The organism is Mycobacterium sp. PDNC021, assembly GCF_048282635.1.
Taxonomy (GTDB): domain Bacteria; phylum Actinomycetota; class Actinomycetes; order Mycobacteriales; family Mycobacteriaceae; genus Mycobacterium; species Mycobacterium llatzerense.
This window is the reverse complement of sequence record NZ_CP182502.1, coordinates 5,006,964-5,026,661: the sequence shown is the minus strand read 5'-3', so window position 1 is coordinate 5,026,661 and position 19,698 is coordinate 5,006,964. Positions and strand designations below refer to the sequence as shown.

The window sequence follows — 19,698 nt, the reverse complement described above, 5'->3', positions numbered from 1 at the left end:
GTGGCGAAAGCGGTCTTTAAACGCCGCTTTGTAGCCCGTGGCCTAGGGCGTTACGTAGCGACAGGTGGCGTAACACGGCACGTATCGCCACCAGGGGTCGTCGGTGGCACAGTGAGTGCATGACCAGGCGCCCGCACATCCCACCGAAGGACTTCCCACGTCCTGCGGCCAGGGACTACGCGGGCACTCGCGCCGACGCAGCCCGCTGGGCGCGCGACGTACTGCGAGGCCAGATTCTCGACGGTGTCTACGGCGGACTGGCCGCGGCGCGCCCCATGCTGCCGCCGGAGAACGAGTTGGCCGCCGAATTCGGCGTCAGCCGCAACGCCATTCGTGAGGCGCTCGAACTGCTCCGCGGCGAAGGGTTGATCACCCGGGTACAGGGCGCGGGGACGTTCGTCACCGGCGCCAAGCTGAGCCAGCGGATCGACCGGCTCGAGGGTCTTGCGGAATCTCTTGCCGGACATCAGCTTCCGGTGGAGAACACGGTGCTGTCGGCGCGCGAATCGGTCGCCTCCCCGTTCGTCGCGGCCAAACTCCAAGTGGCCGAAGGCGCGCCGATCCTGTTCCTCGAACGGCTGAGAACCGTTGGCGGAGTGCCGTTATCGTTGGACACCACATCACTGCGCATCGGAGCCATACCGGTCGACGCAAACCTCGCCGATCAGGACGTCTTCGCCCTGATCGAAACGGAACTCGGGATGCGTCTGGGCTGGGCCGAGATCACCGTGGAATCGGTCTCGGCCGATGCCGAGACCGCTGAGCTGTTGCAGATACGTGCCGGCGCACCACTGTTGCTGCTACATCGGCTGACCCACCTCGAAGACGGCACGCCGTTCGACCTGGAAACCGTGCGCTATCGCGGCGACCGCTGCTCGTTGACCACCACCGCCACCCGAGATTCCATTCCGCCGTCACCGTAGCCGGCACATCTGTAGTCAATCACTCCATCCCCCTTACCGATTAGTCGTAATCGATAGAGAGGCAGTACAACTATGCCCGGACAACCCAACATCGTCTATTTTCACGTCGACAACCTCGGTATGGGTGAGCTCGGCTGCTACGGCGGCGGCATCCTGCGTGGCGCCGACACCGTCCGGATGGATGCCTTTGCCGCCGAGTCGCTGAAGCTGTCGCACTTCGTCGTCGAACCGCAGTGCACCCCAACACGTTCGGCGCTGATGACCGGCCGGTACCCGATCCGGTCCGGCAACCACACCATCGCCCTCGGCGGCAACGGCGGCGGCATCGTGGCCTGGGAGCGCACCATGGGCGACATTCTGTCCGAAGCCGGCTACGCCACAGCATGTTTCGGCAAGTGGCACATCGGCGCCGAGGACGGCAGGTGGCCGACCGATCACGGCTTCGACGAATGGTACGGGCCCGCGCGCACCTACGACGAGTGCCTGTGGCCCGATGACCCCTGGTACAAGGCCGAGCGCGACGGCTACTCGTACATGTACGACGGCACCAAAGAAGGTGGCGTTCAGACCACCGACCAACAGCTGACCGTCAAGCTCAAGGGCGAGGTCGACGGCGAATATGACCGCCGCGCAAAGGACTTCATGAAGCGCAGCGTCGAGGCAGGAAAGCCGTTTTACCTGTACCACAACCACTCGCTGATGCATTTCCCGATGGAGGTCCGTCCGGAGTTCAAGGGCAAGAGCACCAACGGAAACTGGGGTGATTCGTTGCTCATGCTCGACCACGACTTCGGCAGCATCCTGGACTATCTGACCGAACTCGGCATCGACGACAACACCATCGTCATCATGGCCGGGGACAACGGCGCCGAAGACCACCTGGCCGGCCGCGGCACCGCGGGCTTCTTCGACGGGTCCTACTTCAGCTCTGCCGAAGGTGGTATCCGGACGCCCTGCCTGATCCGCTATCCCGGCCAGGTCCCGGTGCGCGAGAGCAACGAGATGGTGCATGTCACCGACATGTTCCCGACGCTGCTGCGCTGGGCCGGGTGCGAGGTTCCCGACGACCGGATCATCGACGGCATCGACCAGCGTGAATTCTTCGGTGGGGCAGAGGAATCCAAGCGCGAAGGCTGCATGGTCTGGCTCAATGAGGAGCTGCATGCGGTGAAGTGGTCGCAGTTCAAGATCAACTTCAAGCGGCAGCAGCATTTCCATGACCCGGAGATACCGCTGGGCTTCGCCCGCATCACCAACCTCCTGGAGGACCCGAAGGAACGTGAGGCGGTCAACCAGACCTGGGTGCGGTGGTGGGTGATGCAACACGCGTACCGATTCATCCAGGAGTTCGACGCCAGCGTCGAGACCGAACAGCTCATTCCGGCTGGGGCGCCCATCGAGTTCGTCCCGGAGCGCAGCCAGTAGTCGCCAGTAGTACCGAAGCCCTGCCCCGATCGGGGCAGGGCTTCCCTATCAAAGGGTTCTGTATTGTCCGATCAAAGCTATGGCGCCCAATCGATCACGATCCTCGAAGGCCTCGACGTCGTCCGCAAACGGCCCGGGATGTACATCGGGTCGACCAGCGAGCGCGGCCTGCATCACATGGTGTGGGAAGTGGTCGACAACGGCGTCGACGAGGCGATGGCCGGGTACGCCAGCCGTGTCGACGTCACACTGCTCGCCGACGGCGGTGTCGAAGTCACCGACGACGGCCGCGGCATCCCGGTCGCGATGCACCAGACCGGGGTTCCCACCGTTGACGTCGTCATGACCCAGCTGCACGCCGGTGGCAAGTTCGACGGCGATTCCTATCAGGTATCCGGTGGTCTGCACGGTGTCGGCGTCTCGGTGGTCAACGCGTTGTCGACGCGGCTGGAGGTGGCCATCCACCGTGATGGTCACGAATGGTTCCAGCACTACGACCACTCGGTGCCTGGCACTCTCCGGCAGGGTCCACCGTCCAAACGCACCGGCACCACGGTCCGCTTCTGGTCGGACCCAGAGATTTTCGAGACCACCGAATACAGCGCCGAGACCATTGCCCGCCGGCTGCAGGAGATGGCCTTCCTCAACAAGGGGCTTGTCCTGACGCTGACCGATCGCCGCAAGGCCGACGGTGAGACGCGCAGCTTCCATCACCCCGGTGGGCTCATCGACTACGTCCGGCACATCAACCGCGTGAAAGATCCCATCCAGCAGAGCATCATCGCGTTCGACGGTACGGGCGAAGGTCATGAGGTCGAGATCGCGATGCAGTGGAACGCCGGGTATTCCGAGTCGGTGCACACCTTCGCGAACACCATCAATACGCATGAGGGCGGCACGCACGAGGAGGGTTTCCGTGCGGCGTTGACCAGCGTGGTGAACAAGTACGCCAAGGACAAGAAGCTGCTCAGAGACAAGGACCCGAACCTGACCGGTGACGACATCCGGGAAGGTCTGGCGGCAATCATCTCCGTGAAAGTGGCTGAGCCGCAGTTCGAAGGGCAGACCAAGACCAAGCTCGGTAATGCCGCGATCCGGTCGTTTGTGCAGAAGGTCTGTCATGAGGAGCTGACCCACTGGTTCGAGGCGAATCCCGCTGAGGCGAAGGTCATCATCACCAAGGTGGCCTCCTCGGCGCAGGCCCGGGTCGCTGCGCGCAAGGCGCGTGAGCTGGTGCGTCGCAAGAGCGCGACCGATCTCGGTGGTCTGCCTGGCAAGCTGGCGGACTGCCGCTCCACTGACCCGACGAAGTCGGAACTGTATGTGGTGGAGGGCGATTCGGCCGGCGGTTCGGCCAAGAGTGGTCGGGATTCGATGTTCCAGGCGATCCTGCCGCTGCGCGGAAAGATCATCAACGTCGAGAAGGCCCGCATCGACCGGGTGCTGAAGAACAACGAAGTCCAGGCCATCATCACGGCCCTGGGCGCCGGTATTCACGACGAGTTCGACCTGTCGAAGCTGCGGTACCACAAGATCGTGCTGATGGCCGACGCCGACGTCGACGGCCAGCACATCTCGACGTTGCTGCTGACGCTGCTGTTCCGTTTCATGAAGCCGCTGGTGGAAAACGGCCACATCTTCTTGGCCCAGCCGCCGCTGTACAAGCTCAAATGGCAACGCAGCGAACCGGAATTCGCCTACTCGGACCGTCAGCGTGACGCGCTCCTGAACTCCGGGCTACAACAGGGCAAGAGAATCAACAAAGACGACGGCATCCAGCGCTACAAGGGTCTGGGCGAGATGGACGCCAAGGAGCTGTGGGAGACCACCATGGATCCGTCGGTCCGGGTGCTGCGTCAGGTGACCCTCGATGACGCCGCGGCTGCCGACGAACTGTTCTCGATCCTGATGGGCGAGGACGTCGAAGCGCGCCGCAGTTTTATCGTGCGTAACGCCAAGGACATTCGCTTCCTGGATGTGTGATCGCCTAACCGATCCGCATCAGGTACGCCAGGATCAGTGCGCCTTCGGCGACGACCGCCAGACCCACCAGCGGCAGATAGTGCATTGCGAAGTAGTCCCCGCGGGCCAACTGTCGGCGACGATGCACACCGAACCCGCACACTGCTGCGGCGAGCACGGCCACGGCAGCGACGACGGCGACGCGGGTGACGTCATGACTGACGTTGAACGTGTCGGCGTTGCGAAGCAGCACGAGGACTCCTGAGGCGGCGATCGCGAGGCCCGTGCGGTTCCAGGCCAGTGCTGTCCGTTCGGCCTGCAGCCCGCGATCCTGTGCCAGGGCTTGGCGCGTCATCGGACCGTGGCCGCGATCGCCAGGGCGACTGTGATGATGCCGATCATCGCCAGTCCCGTGGTCAGGTAGGTAGGAGCGGAGGCCTGCGGCAGCGGCTCGTCGTTGCGGATCGCTCGATCGACCTGGCTCCAACGACGCAGGCCCGCCATCGCGGTCAGCACCGCCATGCCGGCGACGGCGATCCCCAGGACGTGCCGAAGTCCCGGTATGGCCAGCTCCGGCATGAACTGGACGACAGCGACCGCAGCGGCCATCAGCCCGAGAGAGGTGCGCTGCCATGCCAAGAAGGTTCGTTCATTGGCCAGGGTGAACCGGTAGTCGGGCTCGACCGGGGTACGCGCAGCCGTCGCGCTCGAAATATCCATGGCTACAAGGGTTTCCGATGAGTCTGCGTTCTGCCAGGGGAGCGCCGGTGGCGTAACACACTCGTCACACGCGTCGGTGGCGTCGCGGCGCAATCGGCGCAAAACCGTACCTGAGCAGGGATTTCATCCAGCGTAGATGGCGTAACTACCGCGCAACCTCAGATGACAGCGAGGTAACAGAAACGGTTGACCCTTGTGGACATGGACAAGCAACAGCGCACTGGCAGCCCCCGGCAGGCTCGGTCGGTTGCCCTGCTGACCGCACTTACGGTTGGTGGGACCCAACTGCTGACCGGGTGTGGCCTGCTGTCCGAACCCACTGTCGTCGTCAATGTCGGGTACCAATCCAAGACCATCAACACGGTCAACGCCGGCACCCTGCTGCGCGACCGTGGTGATTTCGAGAACCAGCTCAATGCACTTGGGGCGGCCACCGGCACGAAGTACCGGGTGGTGTGGCAGGACTTCGCGTCCGGCGCTCCGCTCACGGCGCAGATGATCGCCACCCACGTCGACATCGGTTCGATGGGCGACTACCCCTTGTTGACCAATGGCTCCAAGACTCGCAAATACGACGATGCGGCAACGGAATTGGTGGCCACCACGGGCTACAACCTGCGTGGGTCGCTGAATCAGGTGGTGGTGCGGTCCGACTCGTCGGCCCGCGCCCTGGCCGACCTGGCCGGCAAGAAGGTGTCCACCAGCCTGGGATCGGCCGGTGACGGCATGTTCTCGACGGCGGTGAAAACCGTTGGTGTCAGTAAAGACTCGGTGCACGTCGTCAATCAGGACCCGTCCGTCGGCGCATCATCCATCGATGGCGGCCAGGTCGATGCCCTGGCGCAGTTCGTGCCCTGGCCGCAGCTGGTGATCTTCCGCAATCAGGGGCGCCTGCTGTACGACGGCGGCGACAACAATGTGCCGACTTTCCATGGGGTGGTGGCGCGCCGGCGGTTCGCGGACGGCCACCCTGAAGTGATGGCGGCCTTCCTGCGGGCGATGAAGAGCACGACCGACGACATCGTCGCGCATCCGTTGCAGTCGGCCCTGCGGGTCAGCGCGCTGACCGGGATCGAACCCGAGGTGATCTACCTCTACAACGGGCCCAACGGCTTGGTCAGTTTCGACATGACGCTCAAGGATCAGGTTCTCGCGGCGTTCAAGCCCATCAAGACCTACCTGGTCGGTCGTGGTGCGGTGACAAAGGATTTCGATGTAGCCGGGTTCGTCAACGACGGCTACCTGCGGCAGCTGTTCGGAACTGACTATGCGCAGCGTCGGTCCAGCCTGGCGAATCCGATGGCGCTCAACGGTTTCGACGAGGTATGCGGACTGCCGGTGAACGACCCGGCGCAGGCCTCCGAACTGTGGGCATCAGGCACGACCACCGATGTCGCCGCGACTCCGGACTGTCTGCTGCGCCGTCTGGCGGCGACGCCGCACGTCCGGGCTGCCTACGTACCCGACACCTTGACCGGACTTCGGATCTTCGCCGATCACGCTGTCTGGCTGCAGGATCCGGACGCGCCGCCAACGCAGCGGTACAAGCCGTTCGCCACCTCCGCAGGCGCCGACACCTACCGCGCCGCTCATCCGCAAGCAGTCACCGTCGGCTATACCGCCGCAATAGGACAGTCCCGCACCGCGGGCTAGTCACACCATCAGGAGAGAAAGGAATCGCATGACCGAGCTCATGACCCGACCCACGTTGGCCGTCCCTCGCCTGTGGTCACCGTCGAAGCGGACCGGAAAACCGATGCGGCACAGGGTGGCCGATCTGATGTCCGGATCCGTGGCGCGGCGCCTCCCCGCCGTGCTGCTGCCGCTGCTGCCGATCGCGGCCTTCCTGGCACTCTGGCACCTGCTGACCGCCCACAACGTCGTCGCCTGGCTGCGGTTCAACCGGATGCCGGCCCCGGAAGCTGTGTGGCACACGCTGCTGACACGGGTCGGCTCCGGCGGCTACTACGACGACCTGCTGGCCAGCCTGCAGCGGATTCTGTTGGGCTTCGGACTGGCGGCCGTCGTCGGAATCGGGTTGGGTGTGCTGGTCGGTCGCTCGGACATCGCCCGAATGACGTTGCGGCCGTTCATCGAATTGATCCGCCCGATCCCCGCGATCGCGCTGGTGCCGCTGACCATCCTGCTGTTCCCGTCCAGCGAGCAGGGCATCGTGTTCATCACCTTCTTCGCGGCGTTCTTCCCCGTGGTGGTCAGCACCATTCACGCCATGGACTCGATGCCGAAGGTGTGGGAGGAGGCCGCCCAGACCATGGGAGCCGGACGAATGTCGTTGCTGTTCCACGTGATCATCCCGGGCGCGTTGCCCGGCATCTTCGCCGGACTGTCGGTCGCGATGGGTGTGGCGTGGATCTGCGTGGTGAGCGCGGAGATGATCTCGGGCCAGTTCGGCATCGGGTACTACACCTGGCAGGCCTACGGTTTGCTCGACTACGCCGGTGTGGTCGTCGGCATGATCTCGATCGGCGCGCTCGGGCTCGGCACCGCGTGGCTGGTGGAGCGGGTCGGACGGCGGGTCAACCGCTGGCTGCCGAGGGCCGCCCGATGAGCACCGGCGCCGTCAATCTGCAACAGCTGCAGCTGGGTTTCAACGGAGTCGTCGCGGCGAACATCACCTTGAGCATCGAGCCCGGCGAGGTGGTCGTGTTCCTCGGCCCGTCCGGGTGCGGCAAGTCGACCATCCTGCGGGCGCTGGCCGGGCTGCTCAAGCCCATGGGTGGCACCGCCACCGTGGACGGTGCACCCGTCACCGGCAATGCGGCCCAGTGCGCCATGGTGTTTCAGGAGGACGCACTGTTCCCGTGGCGCACCGCCCGTAAGAACGTCGAGTTTCCGCTGAAGCTGCGTGGCGTGCGCGGCAAGGAACTGAAGGAGACGGCGACGGCTCGGCTCGAACAGGTCGGGCTCGGTGCGTACCTCGATCATCTGCCGAGCCAGCTGTCCGGCGGTATGCGGCAGCGCGTCCAGCTGGCCCGCACCCTGGCCTGCAAGCCGCGGGTGATGCTCATGGACGAGCCGTTCGGCGCCCTGGATGCGCAGACCCGGCTGGAAATGCAGCAGCTGCTGATGTCGGTGTGGGAGCAACACAAGATGACGCTGCTGTTCGTCACTCACGATGTCGACGAGGCACTGCTGCTGGCCGACCGTGTCATACTGCTCAGCCACCGGCCGGCGACCGTCGCCGACATCATCACCATCGAGCAGCCACGGACGCCCGAGGCGCAATTCGAGGAGTCTTACCAGCGGCGTCGACGCGCCATCCTCGACTTCCTCGGTCACCGCCCGGCTGCCTGACCGATCTGACTGCCTGCCAAGGAGATTCAATGATCATCACCGTGCCCGGACGGCGCGCGCCCGGCGTCGACAGGCCGTCGCTGTGGTCGCCGGCGGTGCTACGCACCGAGGTGCTCGCCGGACTGGTTGTCGGGCTGGCGCTGATCCCGGAAGCCATCGCGTTCTCGGTGATAGCGGGGGTTGATCCCCGGGTCGGGCTGTTCTCGTCGGTCACCATGGCCATCACGATTGCGTTCGCGGGCGGACGCCCGGCGATGGTGTCGGCCGCCACGGCGGCCGTGGCCCTGGTCGTCGCACCGATGGCCCGCGAGCATGGGGTCGGTTACCTGGTCGCCACCATCGCCTTGGCCGGGATCATCCAGATGCTGCTGGCCTTCTTCGGCGTCGCCAAACTCATGAGGTTCATTCCCCGCAGCGTGATGGTCGGATTCGTCAACGCGCTCGCGATTCTGGTGTTCGTGGCGCAGTTGCGGCATCTGATCGATGTGCCGTGGTTGGTGTATCCGCTCACCGCGATCGGCATCGTGCTGATGGTGCTGCTGCCGAAGGTCACCACCGCGGTGCCGGCGCCGCTGGTTGTTGTGCTGGTGCTGACGTTGGCGGTCGTGGCTTTCGGCTGGCATGTGCCCAACGTGGGAGATCAAGGGGCCCTGCCGGATTCGCTGCCGGTGCTCGGTATGCCGCAGGTGCCGTTGACACTGCACACGTTGCAGATCATCGGGCCGTACGCGCTGGGTGCGGCATTGGTCGGGCTGCTGGAATCATTGATGACGGCCAAACTCGTCGACGACATCACCGACACCCGATCGAACAAGACCCGCGAAGCCTGGGGGCAAGGCATGGCCAACGTGGTGACCGCGGCGTTCGGCGGCATGGGCGGTTGCGCCGTGGTGGGGCAGACCATGATGAACGTCAAGATCGCCGGTGCCCGAACCCGACTCTCGACGTTGCTGACCGGAGTCTTCGTGCTGATCCTGGTGCTGGCCTTGGGCGACCTGGTGGGACGCATCCCGATGGCCGCGCTGGTGGCGGTGATGATCGTGGTGTCGGTGGCGACCTTCGACTGGCACAGCGTTGCGCCGCAGACGCTGAAGATGTTGCCGCGCAGCGAAACTCTGGTCATGGTGATCACCGTCGTCGCGACGGTCGCCACCGGGAACCTCGCCATCGGTGTCTCGCTCGGGGTGCTGGCCGCGATGGTCGCCTTCGCGCGCCGGGTCGCGCACTGCACCTCGGTGTCGGCGGTGGAACCCGGTGCCTATCGGGTACGCGGTGACCTGTTCTTCGTGTCCAGCAATGACCTGGTGCATCAGTTCGACTACGCGGGAGATCCCGCCGAGGTAGTTATCGACCTGTCGGGCACCGCGGTCTGGGACGCCTCGTCGGTGGCGACCCTGGATGCGATCCGGCTGAAGTATTCATCGCGGGGAAAGACCGTGCAGTTCATCGGGCTTGACGACGCGAGCTCGGCCCGACTGAACCGGATGTCGGGGCGGTTGGGCGCAACCTAGACGGTGCGTGCCGGTGGCTCCATCGAAACCGGTGCCCCCAAGATGGTCTTGGTAGCGGGACTCCGACGCCGAGCCAACTACCGGACCTACGGGAAACCGGCTGAACTCGCCGGGTGGGCACGGCATGATGGAGGCATGGATTGGACACGGCTGGCCCGATTGGTTCGCGCGCTCGGCGCTGTCGCAGCGGTGGTCGTGTCGCTGCTGTGCGGCCCGATCGCCGGGCAAGCGAGCGCCGCCGTCGCGGCACCGGCGGGGGACGTCATCTCCATCGGTGACCCCAACGCCCTCGGGCAGGTCGATCTGTACCTCGACCCGCTGTGCCCGTACAGCGGCAAGCTGATCCGGAAAGAGGGCGACGAGCTGGGCCGTCGCATCGAGAGCGGCGCAGTCCGGGTGAACGTGCGGCTGGTGAACTTCCTCGAAAAGTATTCGGCGAGTGGCACATACGATCGTCGCGCGATCTATGCGGCGTTCGTCGTGGCCGGCGAATCGAAATCCAGCGACGTCACGTGGCGCTTCGTCCAGCAGATTTTCTCGAAAGAGCAGCAGCCGAAAGAGGGCGGGCCGACGGACCTGAGCAACGATCAGCTGGCTGTCTTGGCGGGGGATGCCGGTGCGCCGCAGCCGGCTCAGGACCTGATTCGGGCCGGCCTGACGGTCGGCTATGACTCCCGGGCGATTGCCGCCAACAACCTCACGCTCTTGCACGAGTTTCCGAATCCCGGGGTGCCGCAGGTTGTGATCGATGGGCAGATCATCGATGACGACGATTGGCTGAACCGGATTCCGGCCTGAGGTCTGGCAAGTAGCGACGATCCCACCTCGATAGGCCGCTCCGTTCTTCGACGGGGCGGCCTCGTGCGTTGTGGCGTCAGGGGAGACCGTGGCGCCGGTTAGGGGAGATGCGTTCGGGCTCCCTACGTCGAGCGTGGGCCGTGGCGTGATCCGCGTCGGCGTGTCGACACAGAAAGCCGCACGTTCGACGTACGGCGTTTCTCTGCATCTCGGGTGAACGACGGTGCTGCGCCCAGCGGCTGGCCTGGGTGCGGTTCCCCCGATTGGGGGACACGGGATTCAACCGGTGCGGGGGCCGGTTAGCGGATACCCGTCGACCTCGGCGGACGGCATTCTTAGTTCAACACCGGAACACACCGGAAAGAATTTGAAAAGCCTTCCCGCACAAAGGAGTCGACATGAACCTCACCCACCGCATCGCCGCCGGATTCGCCCTCGCCGCCGCCCCGGCCATCATCTTCCTGGGCGCCGCTACCGCGCACGCCGATGTCTCGACCGCCAACACCCCGGTCGGCACCCACCACGCGTTCCCGCATCAGCAGAACGCCCCGCAGCCCGGCTCCCCGGTGCATCACCACCACCAGCACAACCACCGCTGAGACTTTCCGTCACCGCTGAGGCCGCCCCTGTCATCGACGGGGCGGCCTTACGCACTGGGGCTGACAGTCCTGCCGAGGAACGCCATGAGTTTGGTGGTGCGCGAGGAACCGGCCGGCGCGAGTTGCTCCGGCCCGAAGGCGCCAGGCCGTCGGAGGAGCTGCTCCGGAACTGACTGCACCAGCCCTTCGGACAGGGCGAGCAGGTCGTCGGGCAGCTCGATCGATTCGCCCAGAGAATGACGCAGATCCCAGCTGTGCAGCGCCAGATCGGCCACCGGGAACATCAGCGCCCGGCGCAGCGGAACCTCGCCCTGCGGGGACTTGCGTGGCGCGTCGAGATCCGCTGTGGGCAGGGCGTCGCGCAGCCGAATGCCCAACTCGGCCAGCTGCGTGGCAGGGTCGGTGTACACCCAGTCCGACGGTTTCGACGGTCCGTCCCAGAGCTCGCCATTCTCGGCGAGCACGATGATTCTGGTGGCGCTACCCGTTGTGTGCCCGACCAATTCGCGCACCGTCCACTCCTGCAGGTTCGATGGATCGTCCCAGCGTTGTGCGGGAATCTGGCGCACCGAAGCGGTGAACAGGTCGAGTGCCTCGGCGGCCAACACGTCAATCTGGGGAGTCGTGTCTTCGCTCATGAACACCACCGTACGAGCCGGCACCGACAGATCCTGGCTGCCGAATCGAGGGGATGGGCGGCCGGCACCCCGAACTGTGGTCGGTTCGCTAATTGGCCTGTTCAGACCCAGTCCCCGTACCCTTCCACAGTGACCGCGATCGATCCCGACCAGCTCAGCACGTGCCTGCGGGTGCTGTCCGAGGTGAGCGCGCTGCCGCCCGAGCACCCCGACGCCGTTGCCGTGCGCCTGGCCACCGCGAAGATGTTCAAAGCGCTGAAGAAGGAGCGCCGGACCGCCAAACGTGACGCGGTGGCGGCCGCTGACCGTGCTGTCATCGCCGCTACCGCCACGGGTGCGCCGGGACGGATCGACGACGAAACCCAGGGGTTACCGCTGGTATCCACCGCGGTCGGGGCCAGTGCGGGCACACTGCTGCGCTCGCGCGCCTGCTACATCTGCAAGAACCACCACACCGTGGTCGACGCGTTCTACCACCAGCTTTGTCCGGACTGCGCCGCCTTCAACCGGGCCAAGCGGGACGCTCGCACCGACCTGACCGGCCGTACCGCGCTGCTCACGGGTGGGCGCGCGAAGATCGGGATGTACATCGCGCTGCGGTTGTTGCGCGACGGCGCGCACACCACGATCACCACGCGGTTTCCCAACGACGCGGTGCGCCGCTTCGCCGCGATGGAGGACAGCGCCGATTGGTTGCACCGGCTGCGGGTGGTCGGGATCGACCTGCGTGACCCGGCCCAGGTGGTCGCTCTGGCCGACGAGGTGGCCGCGCAGGGGCCGCTCGACATTTTGATCAACAACGCGGCCCAGACGGTGCGCCGCGCGCCGGGCTCGTACGCCGCGCTGGTGGAGGCCGAGCGCACCCCGCCGCCGGAGTTGGTGGACGTGATCACCTTCGACCACGTCAGTGACGCGCATCCGCATGCCCTGGCCGGGAGTCTCGGCGAGCACCCCACCGCGCACACGCTGACGTCGCTTGCGTTGCAGGCCCGGAGCGCGTCGCCGGAGCGGATTGCCGCGGGCCTCGCGATCGACGCGGGTGGGTTGTTGCCGGATACCGCGTCGGTCAACAGTTGGACCCAACGGGTGCACGAGGTCGACGCGATGGAGCTGCTCGAGGTGCAGCTGTGCAACCAGACGGCGCCGTTCATTCTGGTGAGTCGGCTGCGTCCGTCTCTGGCCGCCTCGCCCGCCCGGCGCAAGTACGTGGTCAACGTGTCGGCGATGGAAGGCCAGTTCGGCCGCGGCTACAAGGGGCCCGGGCATCCGCACACCAACATGGCCAAGGCCGCGCTGAACATGCTGACCCGCACGAGCGCAGGGGAGATGCTGGAGCAGGACGGCATTCTGATGACCGCCGTCGACACCGGCTGGATCACCGACGAACGCCCGCATCCGACCAAGCTGCGGCTGGCCGAAGAAGGCTTCCACGCCCCCCTGGATCTGGTGGATGGTGCTGCGCGCGTGTATGACCCGATTGTGCGGGGGGAATTGGGCGAGGATCTCTTCGGGTGTTTCTTGAAGGACTACTCGAAGAGTTCTTGGTAGGGCAGGACTCTCGCGCAACTTGCCCCACAGCGGCGAGGTGACGCCCTACGCTGCGAATCATGTCGATCGATCGTGTTGGGCTCGTCGTCGGTGGTCTCCGCCTTGCATCAGGGGTCTCGTTTCTGGTTGACCCGGCTCGAGCGAATCGGCTGTGGGGTGACCCCGAGAAGCCGACGGGATCGACGTGGTTGCTGCTGCACTCGATGGGTTACCGCGATGCGTTGATCGGCGGGCTGCTCGCCGCGGCGGCGCTGCGGGGTCGGGACACCCGCGGATGGTTCCTGGCCTCGGGTGGCGCCGACGCGGCAGACCTGTTGGGCGGCATGGGCGTTCATCATGAGATGAGGCCGTCGCAGAAGTACATCGGCCTCGGCGGCGCCGTGGATGGGATCGGTGTCGGGTTGTGGGGTGCGACGCGGCGCCGGCCGCTCGGTGTGGGAGCTGCCGGTACTCCCTGACCGTGTTGGGACGCCGCGCTACGCCGCCATCCGTGCCGAGGTGGCCGCCGCGATCTGGTTGAGGTGGTTGGTGGCGACCTGCACCGAGCTCTGGTGGGGGAGTGCGTCGACGTACTCGTAGGTGATGTGCGGCAGGGTCGGCGGGTTGGTGGCGTAGAAGGCGACGGCCCGGTCGATGGCTTCGACGAGAGCGGGGCCACCGACGATCGGATCGATGACGAACGCCAGCACCTGTTGGGCGAGGCTGCCCTGGCCGGTCAGGCCGGCGATCAGCGCGACGGCCGCGTTGATGCTGATGCCGAGTTGGACGGCGGCTTTGTAGACGGCGGTGATGTCGGCGCCGGCTTGGTTGTTGGGTGTGGTGGTGTAGAGGTCGCCGGGGTTGGCGAAGTCCCACCAGGTGTCAATGCCGTTGCTGTCCTTGGGGATTTGTGCGGCGGTCAGGTTGGTGCTGGCGATGCCTCTGCCGCCGGGGTCGGTGCCGCCGGGGAAGGTGTGTCCGGTCAGGCGCCACGGGTTGCCGAAGGTGTAGCCGCCGATCAGGTTGGGCTTGGCCCATTGCAGGGTGCCGGTCATGATCTCGGCGAGGACCCGGGAGGCGGCTTCGGCGCCCTGGCTGTAACCGCCGAGGGCGAAGGTTTGCTTCGGGTAGTTGTTGATCCAGCCGATGGCGTTGGTGACCGCGATCCGCACTGACTCGGCGTAGCTGGGGGAGAGCGGCGCTCCGGGCGGGATGGGCCCGAAGGTCCACGGCGCTTGGATGGGGACTTCGAAGACGAGGTCGGGGTCGGCGGCGGCCACGACCTCGGAGGGGTAGCCAGTGCCGGGTGCGGCCCAGGTGCCGGCGAAGGTCAGGACGGCGTGGCGGACGTGGTAGGTGCCGGCGATGTTGGCGGCGATGTCGCTGAAAGTGGTCATCGCTCAGCTCATTTCGCGGTGGTGGGCAGTCCGTTGGCTTTGCGCCACTGGATGGCGAACTCCATGAGTTCGATGAGGACGTCGCCGCTGTCGCGGGTGATGCCGTCGCTGAAGGTGTGTACCCAGGCGATTTGTTCGGCGGTTGTCACCTGCTGTTCGAAGGCGTCGAAGGTGCCCTGGTAGGTCTGGCCGTTGTGGGTGGAGTTCCACGGTCCGCGGTTGGGGTCGTCGACGATGTCGCCGATGTTGCGGGGGTGACGGGCCAGGACCGCACGCCAGGGTTCGGGCATGCCGTTGGCGGTGACGCCGGAGATGTCGGTCTGGAGCGATTGTGCATCAGCCATGGTGGGGCCTCCTGGTTGGTGGGGTGGACGTGGCTTGGTGCTGTTCGGGCGACCCATGAAAGTCGGTGGTGCTCGGCTGAGATGCTCTGGTGGAGAGCAGGAATGCGATGCGCGCGACTCACGATCGTCGGGTCTGCATCCCAGGATCGTGCTGTGCGTCGCTTCACCGGCTGCCATCGATGTCGTCCGTTGTTTACGGGAACGTCCATTTCCCACAGTAGGCCGGGATCGATAGGCCGTCGAACTTGTCGTGGGCGGTGCGACTATGTGCGGCTCACTCCAATGGGGAGGGCGGCATGAAGAATCTGTTACTGCGTGTAATGACCACAGGGGCGGTCGCCGCGATTAGCCCTGCAGCGACCGTGCGAGGCGACCCTGTTGCCGAAGAGCTTCCTCGATCGTCGCTGTTGGGACACTCGGGAGTATGGCGTACCGCCAGGGTGGGCGCTCGCCGGTTCAGTCGCCTGGCTCTGCTTCGACGATGGCGTCGTCGGGACGGTCCTCTCGGCGCACTTTGAATGCAATGCGGCCAGCGGGTGCCGACGCCAGTGGCAGTGCATAGGAGAACAGTGTCGCGATGTTCTTCGGATCGGTCGGTTTAGGGAGCTTCTTCGGGTCCGTTGTACCCGTCGCGTCGTGGAACCTCGTCGACGAGCTATCCGCCGCGAACGTCAAGAGGAACGCACCCCGGGTTGCTACCTTGAGTTCCTTCAGATGCCCGTATTCGGGCAGTTCGAGTGCCGACGCGATCAGGCCATTCACATCCACCGTCTGCTTGTTTATCCCGTTGGAGATGGCCAGCAACGGGTCACGCTGGCGCTTCGATGATCCCGAGAACTGGCCGTCTCGGTCCTCTCGACGGCTGCGCCGCATGATCGTGAGGTCGCGGCCGCCAACGTTTCTGCGCTCTAGCTCAACGAGGTCGGGCATTATGATCGCCCAATCCCTCAGTGTGCCTTCATCAATCGCGCTATGCATGAAGGCGAGGTAGGGATCGAACTTGAAGTTCTTCGCCCACCGGAATTTCCTGACAACATCGATGAGAGCTCGTGCGTCGACGACTCCGTATTTGGCTCTCCACGGCCGGAGAATCCCGGAATCGTCGATGTGAAAAAACTGCCCTTCCGCGCTGGCAGCATCGAGCAGTGGCTGTACCGCCTCGAAGTGCACGGCGTTCATATCGCCGTCGTGTTTGCCCTGCTGGTTGAAGTCAACGACCTTGCCGCCCTCACCCTGCTCGGTGAGCTCGGCGTTGTACATCTTGTTGCTGCTTGTCGGCTTGAGGTAGGGGAGGCTTTGGTAGACCAGCGGAGGAACATCCATCGGGCGAACACGCGGCCGCCCGTCGTCGTCAAACCCCTGAAACTTCCGTAGCTCCTCGCGAAAGTCCTCCTCGTCACGCACGATGGCCTCGAAGGACTTGTACAGATCGATGACCGTTTTTCTGGGCGCCGGCACGTTGCGGCCGATGTACAGCCGCACGAGGTCGCGATAGTGGGGTCGGTAACCGAACCAACGTCCCATCTGCATCAGCGTGTCGGCGGCGGTAGTCCTGCGCGTGTAGTACGAAACCGTCAACCCTTCGACTGTGAAGCCGCGAGATAGCTTGGTGCCACCGACGAGGATCTTCCAAACATCGCCAGCTTGAAAGTTGATGTCGGCCTGCAGGTAGTCCTTCTCGGCTTTGCCGTTAACGATGACGACGGGGTTCACGCCCTCCTGGATGCGGTCGACCGCGTGCCCGATGAAAGGGATCAAGTCGACGAAGCTGCCGATGGTCGGCTCCTCCGGTGCACGTGCGGCCGTGACTGGCCCGAAGTCGGTCGTCCACAGATCCTGGAGTCGCTTGAGGCCCATCGGCAGGTCGTATCCGGCCGCAGCCCAGACCCGGCGGATGTCATCGGCGAGCGCCGCGTGCTCTGCCGTGCTGACTGATTCGTGGACGAGCATCGTGTGGTGGCGAAAGAGCTTCGGCTTGCTGAGCACCGAGGCCCGGTGGAGCTTGATGGCTCCAGTGAGGACGTAGGCGTCCAGAGCCTTGAGCATTTCGCCGTCCCGGGCGTCCTGGTCATCTGGTCCGGCGAGCAGCGACCGAACGAAGGCCTTCTCGTTCGAGTTCGCGACGGTGTGTTCCTCGTTCGGTTCGCCGTCGTCGTCCGACGCGTCCGCGTCCAGATCATGAAAGGCCTTGCCCCCCATGTACCCCGGGGGCGGTTCGAGACTGACGATGAAGTCCTTCGGGAAGATGTCCTCCGAGTCGTCGACGTCGACGAATACGTTTGCAAAGGGCGTCGCGGTGTAGCCGATGTATTGTGCGCGATGAAGCTCTTTCAGGAGTTGTGCGATCAGACGATTGATCGCCGTACGCTCTTTCTCCTCGTCAGTTTTCTTGTCTTTATCTTTCTTTGGACGCGTTGTGTTGATCGAGGCTTGGTCTGCCTCGTCATCGATGATGAGTGTGGGGATTTCACCGAGGTCTGTCTTTGTGGACTGGAGGTCGTGGACGAGTTTTTTCAGCACCGTCGAGTTCTTCTTCACGACGGCAACCCTGATGTCCGGCCGGTAGAGGTTTTGCGGGTCGTAAAGCGGCCGCGCCGGGTCGACAAGATGGTCGGTCTGACGGAAGTCGAGGTAACCGAGTCCAGCTTTGAGGAGCTTGTAGTCGTCGCGGGCTCCCGTCAGTCGACGGATGCCGGGGAGTCCGAGTTCCTTGGGGTCCTTGCCGTAGGAGACGAACTTCCCCTCGTACCAGTCGATGTCGCCGTCGCCGATGTAGTCGACCGAGGCGGTGAGCTCGGCGTTATCGCGAGGCACCCCACCGAGGATGTTCTCTTCTCCGACGAGCTCCATGTCGAGGCGGCGTTGGGTTTGGCCGCGCAGGAGCTCGATAGTTCCCGTGAGGATGATGACGAGCTTGTAGCCTGCGTCGATCGCCTTGGCGATGACACCGGTGAAGTTCGCAGTCTTGCCGGACTGCACATGGCCGACCACAAGGCCCTTCGACTGGTACGGGTCTTCCCGCGCCGGATTCGCCAAGCGCTTGACCACCTCGTCCGTGGCGCGGTTCAGCTCTCCGATCGCATCCGGGTCCCAGCCCTTGGACTCCAGGACACTGCGATACCCGTCCCAGTAGAAGGTGCGCCCCGCTTCGGCGTCGTACCAAGGATCCCAATCGGCTGGCTGGCCCGAGATGACGACGGCGCCAGACAGATTCACCTGAAATGCATGGTTGATTCTCTCCTGAGCCTCATCGGAGAAGCCGAGAGCTGCGAGGATCGCATCTCGTCGTTGCTGTGAATAGGCCGCCACATTTGTTGCCCACGTCGGGTCAGTCAGAGCGTCCCACTTGGAGAGCTGGATATGAAACTCGTAGCGCGCGGGAGCGTTCACATCGGTGGATGTGATCGCGTCCACCAAGCTGGTCTCCGCGAAGTCATCGCCGACGCCCGCTTCCTCCAGCTCGAACCGCACACGCTTGAGCATCAGCTTGGGCTCACTCTTGCTCATGCCGCGCACGACGCTGACAATTGCGTTGGTATACGTGTCGGTCACGTCATGCCTCCTGTGCGGGTGTTGGATTAGTGAATCCAGTGAGCGGCTCACCGGGGTCTCCCGGCGTGCGCGAGGAGACGTCGACACGGTAGGTCACAGCACTGACAAGATCGCTGTGCGGAACGACCGAATGCAGCCGGCTGTGCGTCACCGCAGGGAAATCATCGTCCACCAGGTACGCAGCGGGCGTGGTGCGAAGGGTGTACGCCGTCGGGTACATGGCTGCGTCGTCGTCTTCCCAACTCTCAGATGTCAGGTACGCCACGAACCGGTCTCGCGTTGCGGTGAGCCGTTCGCGGATTTCCTGGATCAACCCGGGGAGAGTAAACCCGTTCGGATCGCCACCAGCACGGGTGATCTGGATGGACACGAGCCACAGCGGTCGGCCGGGACTTGGTTCGAGCTGCCCCGCTCCGTGAATGACGTGCGTCCGTGATTCGCCGGTGGTGGTCTTGACTTCGGCGTCGAATGCTGGGAACGCGTAGTCGCGTTCCTCGGCGAGCGGGCCTAGCCACCAGTCGATGACCGAATATTCGTCGGATTCGTCAAGTAGGCGGCGGAACAGCAGAAGCTCGCCGACCAACCCAATCTGCTTTTCTTCTGAGATTCGCGGCTTGGCGGCAAGCAGGGTTTTCATGTTCGTCATCGCGGCCGACGTAGCGGCAGCAAACGTCGCGCCGCCGCGCATCGCCTGGACGATGGAGAGCATCAGCCCGTACGCCTCGGTGTACATATTGCGCGCATCGACGGTGATGCAGGCCCACTGACGTCCGTTCCAAGTCTCGAGGCCGGTGCTGAGGCGCTTCAGTTCAGCGGTGTTCTGAACCGTGCCGGTGTGCGGCGTCAGCAGTGAAATCTTTTGGCCCGTACCGTCGATCCTGACGACGGCGTCCGGCGATTCGCTAACAAGATGAGTGGTTACGGCCCCACTGCAAAAGTACTTCTCCAACGTTTCCGGGTTAAGCTCCGACCCTGGCTCACTCAATC

Annotated in this window: 18 protein-coding genes; 11 read left to right on the top strand and 7 right to left on the bottom strand. The window is 64.6% G+C overall.

Annotated elements, in window-relative coordinates:
• The first annotated feature begins 119 nt into the window (after positions 1–119).
• From ACNO8X_RS23940 to gyrB, 3 genes are all read left to right on the top strand, one after another.
• Positions 120–923, top strand: coding sequence for a GntR family transcriptional regulator (locus ACNO8X_RS23940; protein ID WP_418003023.1), 804 nt, complete (start codon positions 120–122; stop codon positions 921–923).
• Between the two features lie 72 nt (positions 924–995).
• On the top strand, positions 996–2,348 hold the full coding sequence (locus tag ACNO8X_RS23935) for an arylsulfatase (protein WP_418003022.1): 1,353 nt from the start codon (positions 996–998) through the stop codon (positions 2,346–2,348).
• 63 nt (positions 2,349–2,411) lie between these two features.
• Positions 2,412–4,331, top strand: coding sequence for a DNA topoisomerase (ATP-hydrolyzing) subunit B (gene gyrB, locus ACNO8X_RS23930; protein ID WP_418003021.1), 1,920 nt, complete (start codon positions 2,412–2,414; stop codon positions 4,329–4,331).
• Positions 4,332–4,335: 4 nt separating this feature from the next.
• On the opposite strand, the gene ACNO8X_RS23925 is transcribed toward gyrB, so the two are convergent.
• Positions 4,336–4,665 carry a DUF202 domain-containing protein gene (locus ACNO8X_RS23925; RefSeq protein WP_418003020.1) on the bottom strand — a complete coding sequence of 110 codons (330 nt, stop codon included), beginning with the start codon at positions 4,663–4,665 and terminating at the stop codon, positions 4,336–4,338.
• Positions 4,662–5,030: a YidH family protein gene (locus tag ACNO8X_RS23920; protein ID WP_418003019.1), complete on the bottom strand. Its 369-nt coding sequence runs from the start codon at positions 5,028–5,030 to the stop codon at positions 4,662–4,664. Before ACNO8X_RS23920 ends, ACNO8X_RS23925 begins: the two co-directional genes overlap by 4 nt.
• A gap of 201 nt (positions 5,031–5,231) precedes the next feature.
• Between ACNO8X_RS23920 and ACNO8X_RS23915 the strand changes: the two genes are divergently transcribed.
• The 6 genes from ACNO8X_RS23915 (at position 5,232) to ACNO8X_RS23890 (ending at position 11,253) form a co-directional block, all read left to right on the top strand.
• Positions 5,232–6,683, top strand: a complete 1,452-nt coding sequence (locus tag ACNO8X_RS23915) for an ABC transporter substrate-binding protein (protein ID WP_418003018.1) — start codon at positions 5,232–5,234, stop codon at positions 6,681–6,683.
• Positions 6,684–6,711: 28 nt separating this feature from the next.
• Positions 6,712–7,599: an ABC transporter permease gene (locus tag ACNO8X_RS23910; protein WP_418003017.1), complete on the top strand. Its 888-nt coding sequence runs from the start codon at positions 6,712–6,714 to the stop codon at positions 7,597–7,599.
• Positions 7,596–8,345, top strand: a complete 750-nt coding sequence (locus ACNO8X_RS23905) for an ABC transporter ATP-binding protein (RefSeq protein WP_418003016.1) — start codon at positions 7,596–7,598, stop codon at positions 8,343–8,345. The genes ACNO8X_RS23910 and ACNO8X_RS23905 overlap by 4 nt, the downstream gene beginning before the upstream one ends.
• A gap of 29 nt (positions 8,346–8,374) precedes the next feature.
• The gene (locus ACNO8X_RS23900) at positions 8,375–9,856 is read left to right on the top strand and encodes a SulP family inorganic anion transporter (RefSeq protein WP_418003015.1); all 1,482 of its coding nucleotides are present in this window, start codon (positions 8,375–8,377) and stop codon (positions 9,854–9,856) included.
• Positions 9,857–9,991: 135 nt separating this feature from the next.
• The gene (locus ACNO8X_RS23895) at positions 9,992–10,654 is read left to right on the top strand and encodes a DsbA family protein (protein WP_418003014.1); all 663 of its coding nucleotides are present in this window, start codon (positions 9,992–9,994) and stop codon (positions 10,652–10,654) included.
• A gap of 398 nt (positions 10,655–11,052) precedes the next feature.
• Positions 11,053–11,253 (top strand): hypothetical protein, encoded by a 201-nt coding sequence (locus ACNO8X_RS23890; RefSeq protein ID WP_418003013.1) that lies wholly within the window; start codon positions 11,053–11,055, stop codon positions 11,251–11,253.
• Between the two features lie 47 nt (positions 11,254–11,300).
• Here ACNO8X_RS23890 and ACNO8X_RS23885 read toward each other — a convergent pair whose 3' ends face one another.
• A complete protein-coding gene (locus tag ACNO8X_RS23885) occupies positions 11,301–11,891 on the bottom strand; it encodes a TIGR03086 family metal-binding protein (protein ID WP_418003012.1) in 591 nt (196 codons plus the stop codon).
• Positions 11,892–12,020: 129 nt separating this feature from the next.
• Here ACNO8X_RS23885 and ACNO8X_RS23880 point away from each other — a divergent pair, with 129 nt between their 5' ends.
• The gene (locus ACNO8X_RS23880) at positions 12,021–13,439 is read left to right on the top strand and encodes an SDR family NAD(P)-dependent oxidoreductase (RefSeq protein WP_418003011.1); all 1,419 of its coding nucleotides are present in this window, start codon (positions 12,021–12,023) and stop codon (positions 13,437–13,439) included.
• A 59-nt stretch (positions 13,440–13,498) separates the two neighbouring features.
• Positions 13,499–13,897, top strand: coding sequence for a DUF4267 domain-containing protein (locus tag ACNO8X_RS23875; RefSeq protein WP_418003010.1), 399 nt, complete (start codon positions 13,499–13,501; stop codon positions 13,895–13,897).
• Positions 13,898–13,915: 18 nt separating this feature from the next.
• On the opposite strand, the gene ACNO8X_RS23870 is transcribed toward ACNO8X_RS23875, so the two are convergent.
• The 4 genes from ACNO8X_RS23870 to ACNO8X_RS23855 form a co-directional block, all read right to left on the bottom strand.
• Entirely contained in the window at positions 13,916–14,815 is a 900-nt protein-coding gene (locus ACNO8X_RS23870; protein WP_418003009.1) for a hypothetical protein, read from the bottom strand.
• Positions 14,816–14,823: 8 nt separating this feature from the next.
• Positions 14,824–15,159, bottom strand: a complete 336-nt coding sequence (locus ACNO8X_RS23865; protein ID WP_418003008.1) for a hypothetical protein — start codon at positions 15,157–15,159, stop codon at positions 14,824–14,826.
• Between the two features lie 456 nt (positions 15,160–15,615).
• A complete protein-coding gene (locus ACNO8X_RS23860; protein WP_418003007.1) occupies positions 15,616–18,711 on the bottom strand; it encodes a Z1 domain-containing protein in 3,096 nt (1,031 codons plus the stop codon).
• 1 nt (position 18,712) lies between these two features.
• The gene (locus tag ACNO8X_RS23855; protein WP_418003006.1) at positions 18,713–19,660 is read right to left on the bottom strand and encodes a PD-(D/E)XK motif protein; all 948 of its coding nucleotides are present in this window, start codon (positions 19,658–19,660) and stop codon (positions 18,713–18,715) included.
• Positions 19,661–19,698 lie beyond the last annotated feature (38 nt).

Coding starts and splice junctions, on each gene's coding strand:
- ACNO8X_RS23870 (WP_418003009.1), bottom strand. CDS start 14,815: ATGACCACTTTCAGCGACATCGCCGCCAACATCGCCGGCACCTACCAC.
- ACNO8X_RS23875 (WP_418003010.1), top strand. CDS start 13,499: ATGTCGATCGATCGTGTTGGGCTCGTCGTCGGTGGTCTCCGCCTTGCA.
- ACNO8X_RS23915 (WP_418003018.1), top strand. CDS start 5,232: ATGGACAAGCAACAGCGCACTGGCAGCCCCCGGCAGGCTCGGTCGGTT.
- ACNO8X_RS23910 (WP_418003017.1), top strand. CDS start 6,712: ATGACCGAGCTCATGACCCGACCCACGTTGGCCGTCCCTCGCCTGTGG.
- ACNO8X_RS23905 (WP_418003016.1), top strand. CDS start 7,596: ATGAGCACCGGCGCCGTCAATCTGCAACAGCTGCAGCTGGGTTTCAAC.
- ACNO8X_RS23935 (WP_418003022.1), top strand. CDS start 996: ATGCCCGGACAACCCAACATCGTCTATTTTCACGTCGACAACCTCGGT.
- ACNO8X_RS23925 (WP_418003020.1), bottom strand. CDS start 4,665: ATGACGCGCCAAGCCCTGGCACAGGATCGCGGGCTGCAGGCCGAACGG.
- ACNO8X_RS23890 (WP_418003013.1), top strand. CDS start 11,053: ATGAACCTCACCCACCGCATCGCCGCCGGATTCGCCCTCGCCGCCGCC.
- ACNO8X_RS23920 (WP_418003019.1), bottom strand. CDS start 5,030: ATGGATATTTCGAGCGCGACGGCTGCGCGTACCCCGGTCGAGCCCGAC.
- ACNO8X_RS23885 (WP_418003012.1), bottom strand. CDS start 11,891: ATGAGCGAAGACACGACTCCCCAGATTGACGTGTTGGCCGCCGAGGCA.
- ACNO8X_RS23895 (WP_418003014.1), top strand. CDS start 9,992: ATGGATTGGACACGGCTGGCCCGATTGGTTCGCGCGCTCGGCGCTGTC.
- ACNO8X_RS23900 (WP_418003015.1), top strand. CDS start 8,375: ATGATCATCACCGTGCCCGGACGGCGCGCGCCCGGCGTCGACAGGCCG.
- ACNO8X_RS23940 (WP_418003023.1), top strand. CDS start 120: ATGACCAGGCGCCCGCACATCCCACCGAAGGACTTCCCACGTCCTGCG.
- ACNO8X_RS23865 (WP_418003008.1), bottom strand. CDS start 15,159: ATGGCTGATGCACAATCGCTCCAGACCGACATCTCCGGCGTCACCGCC.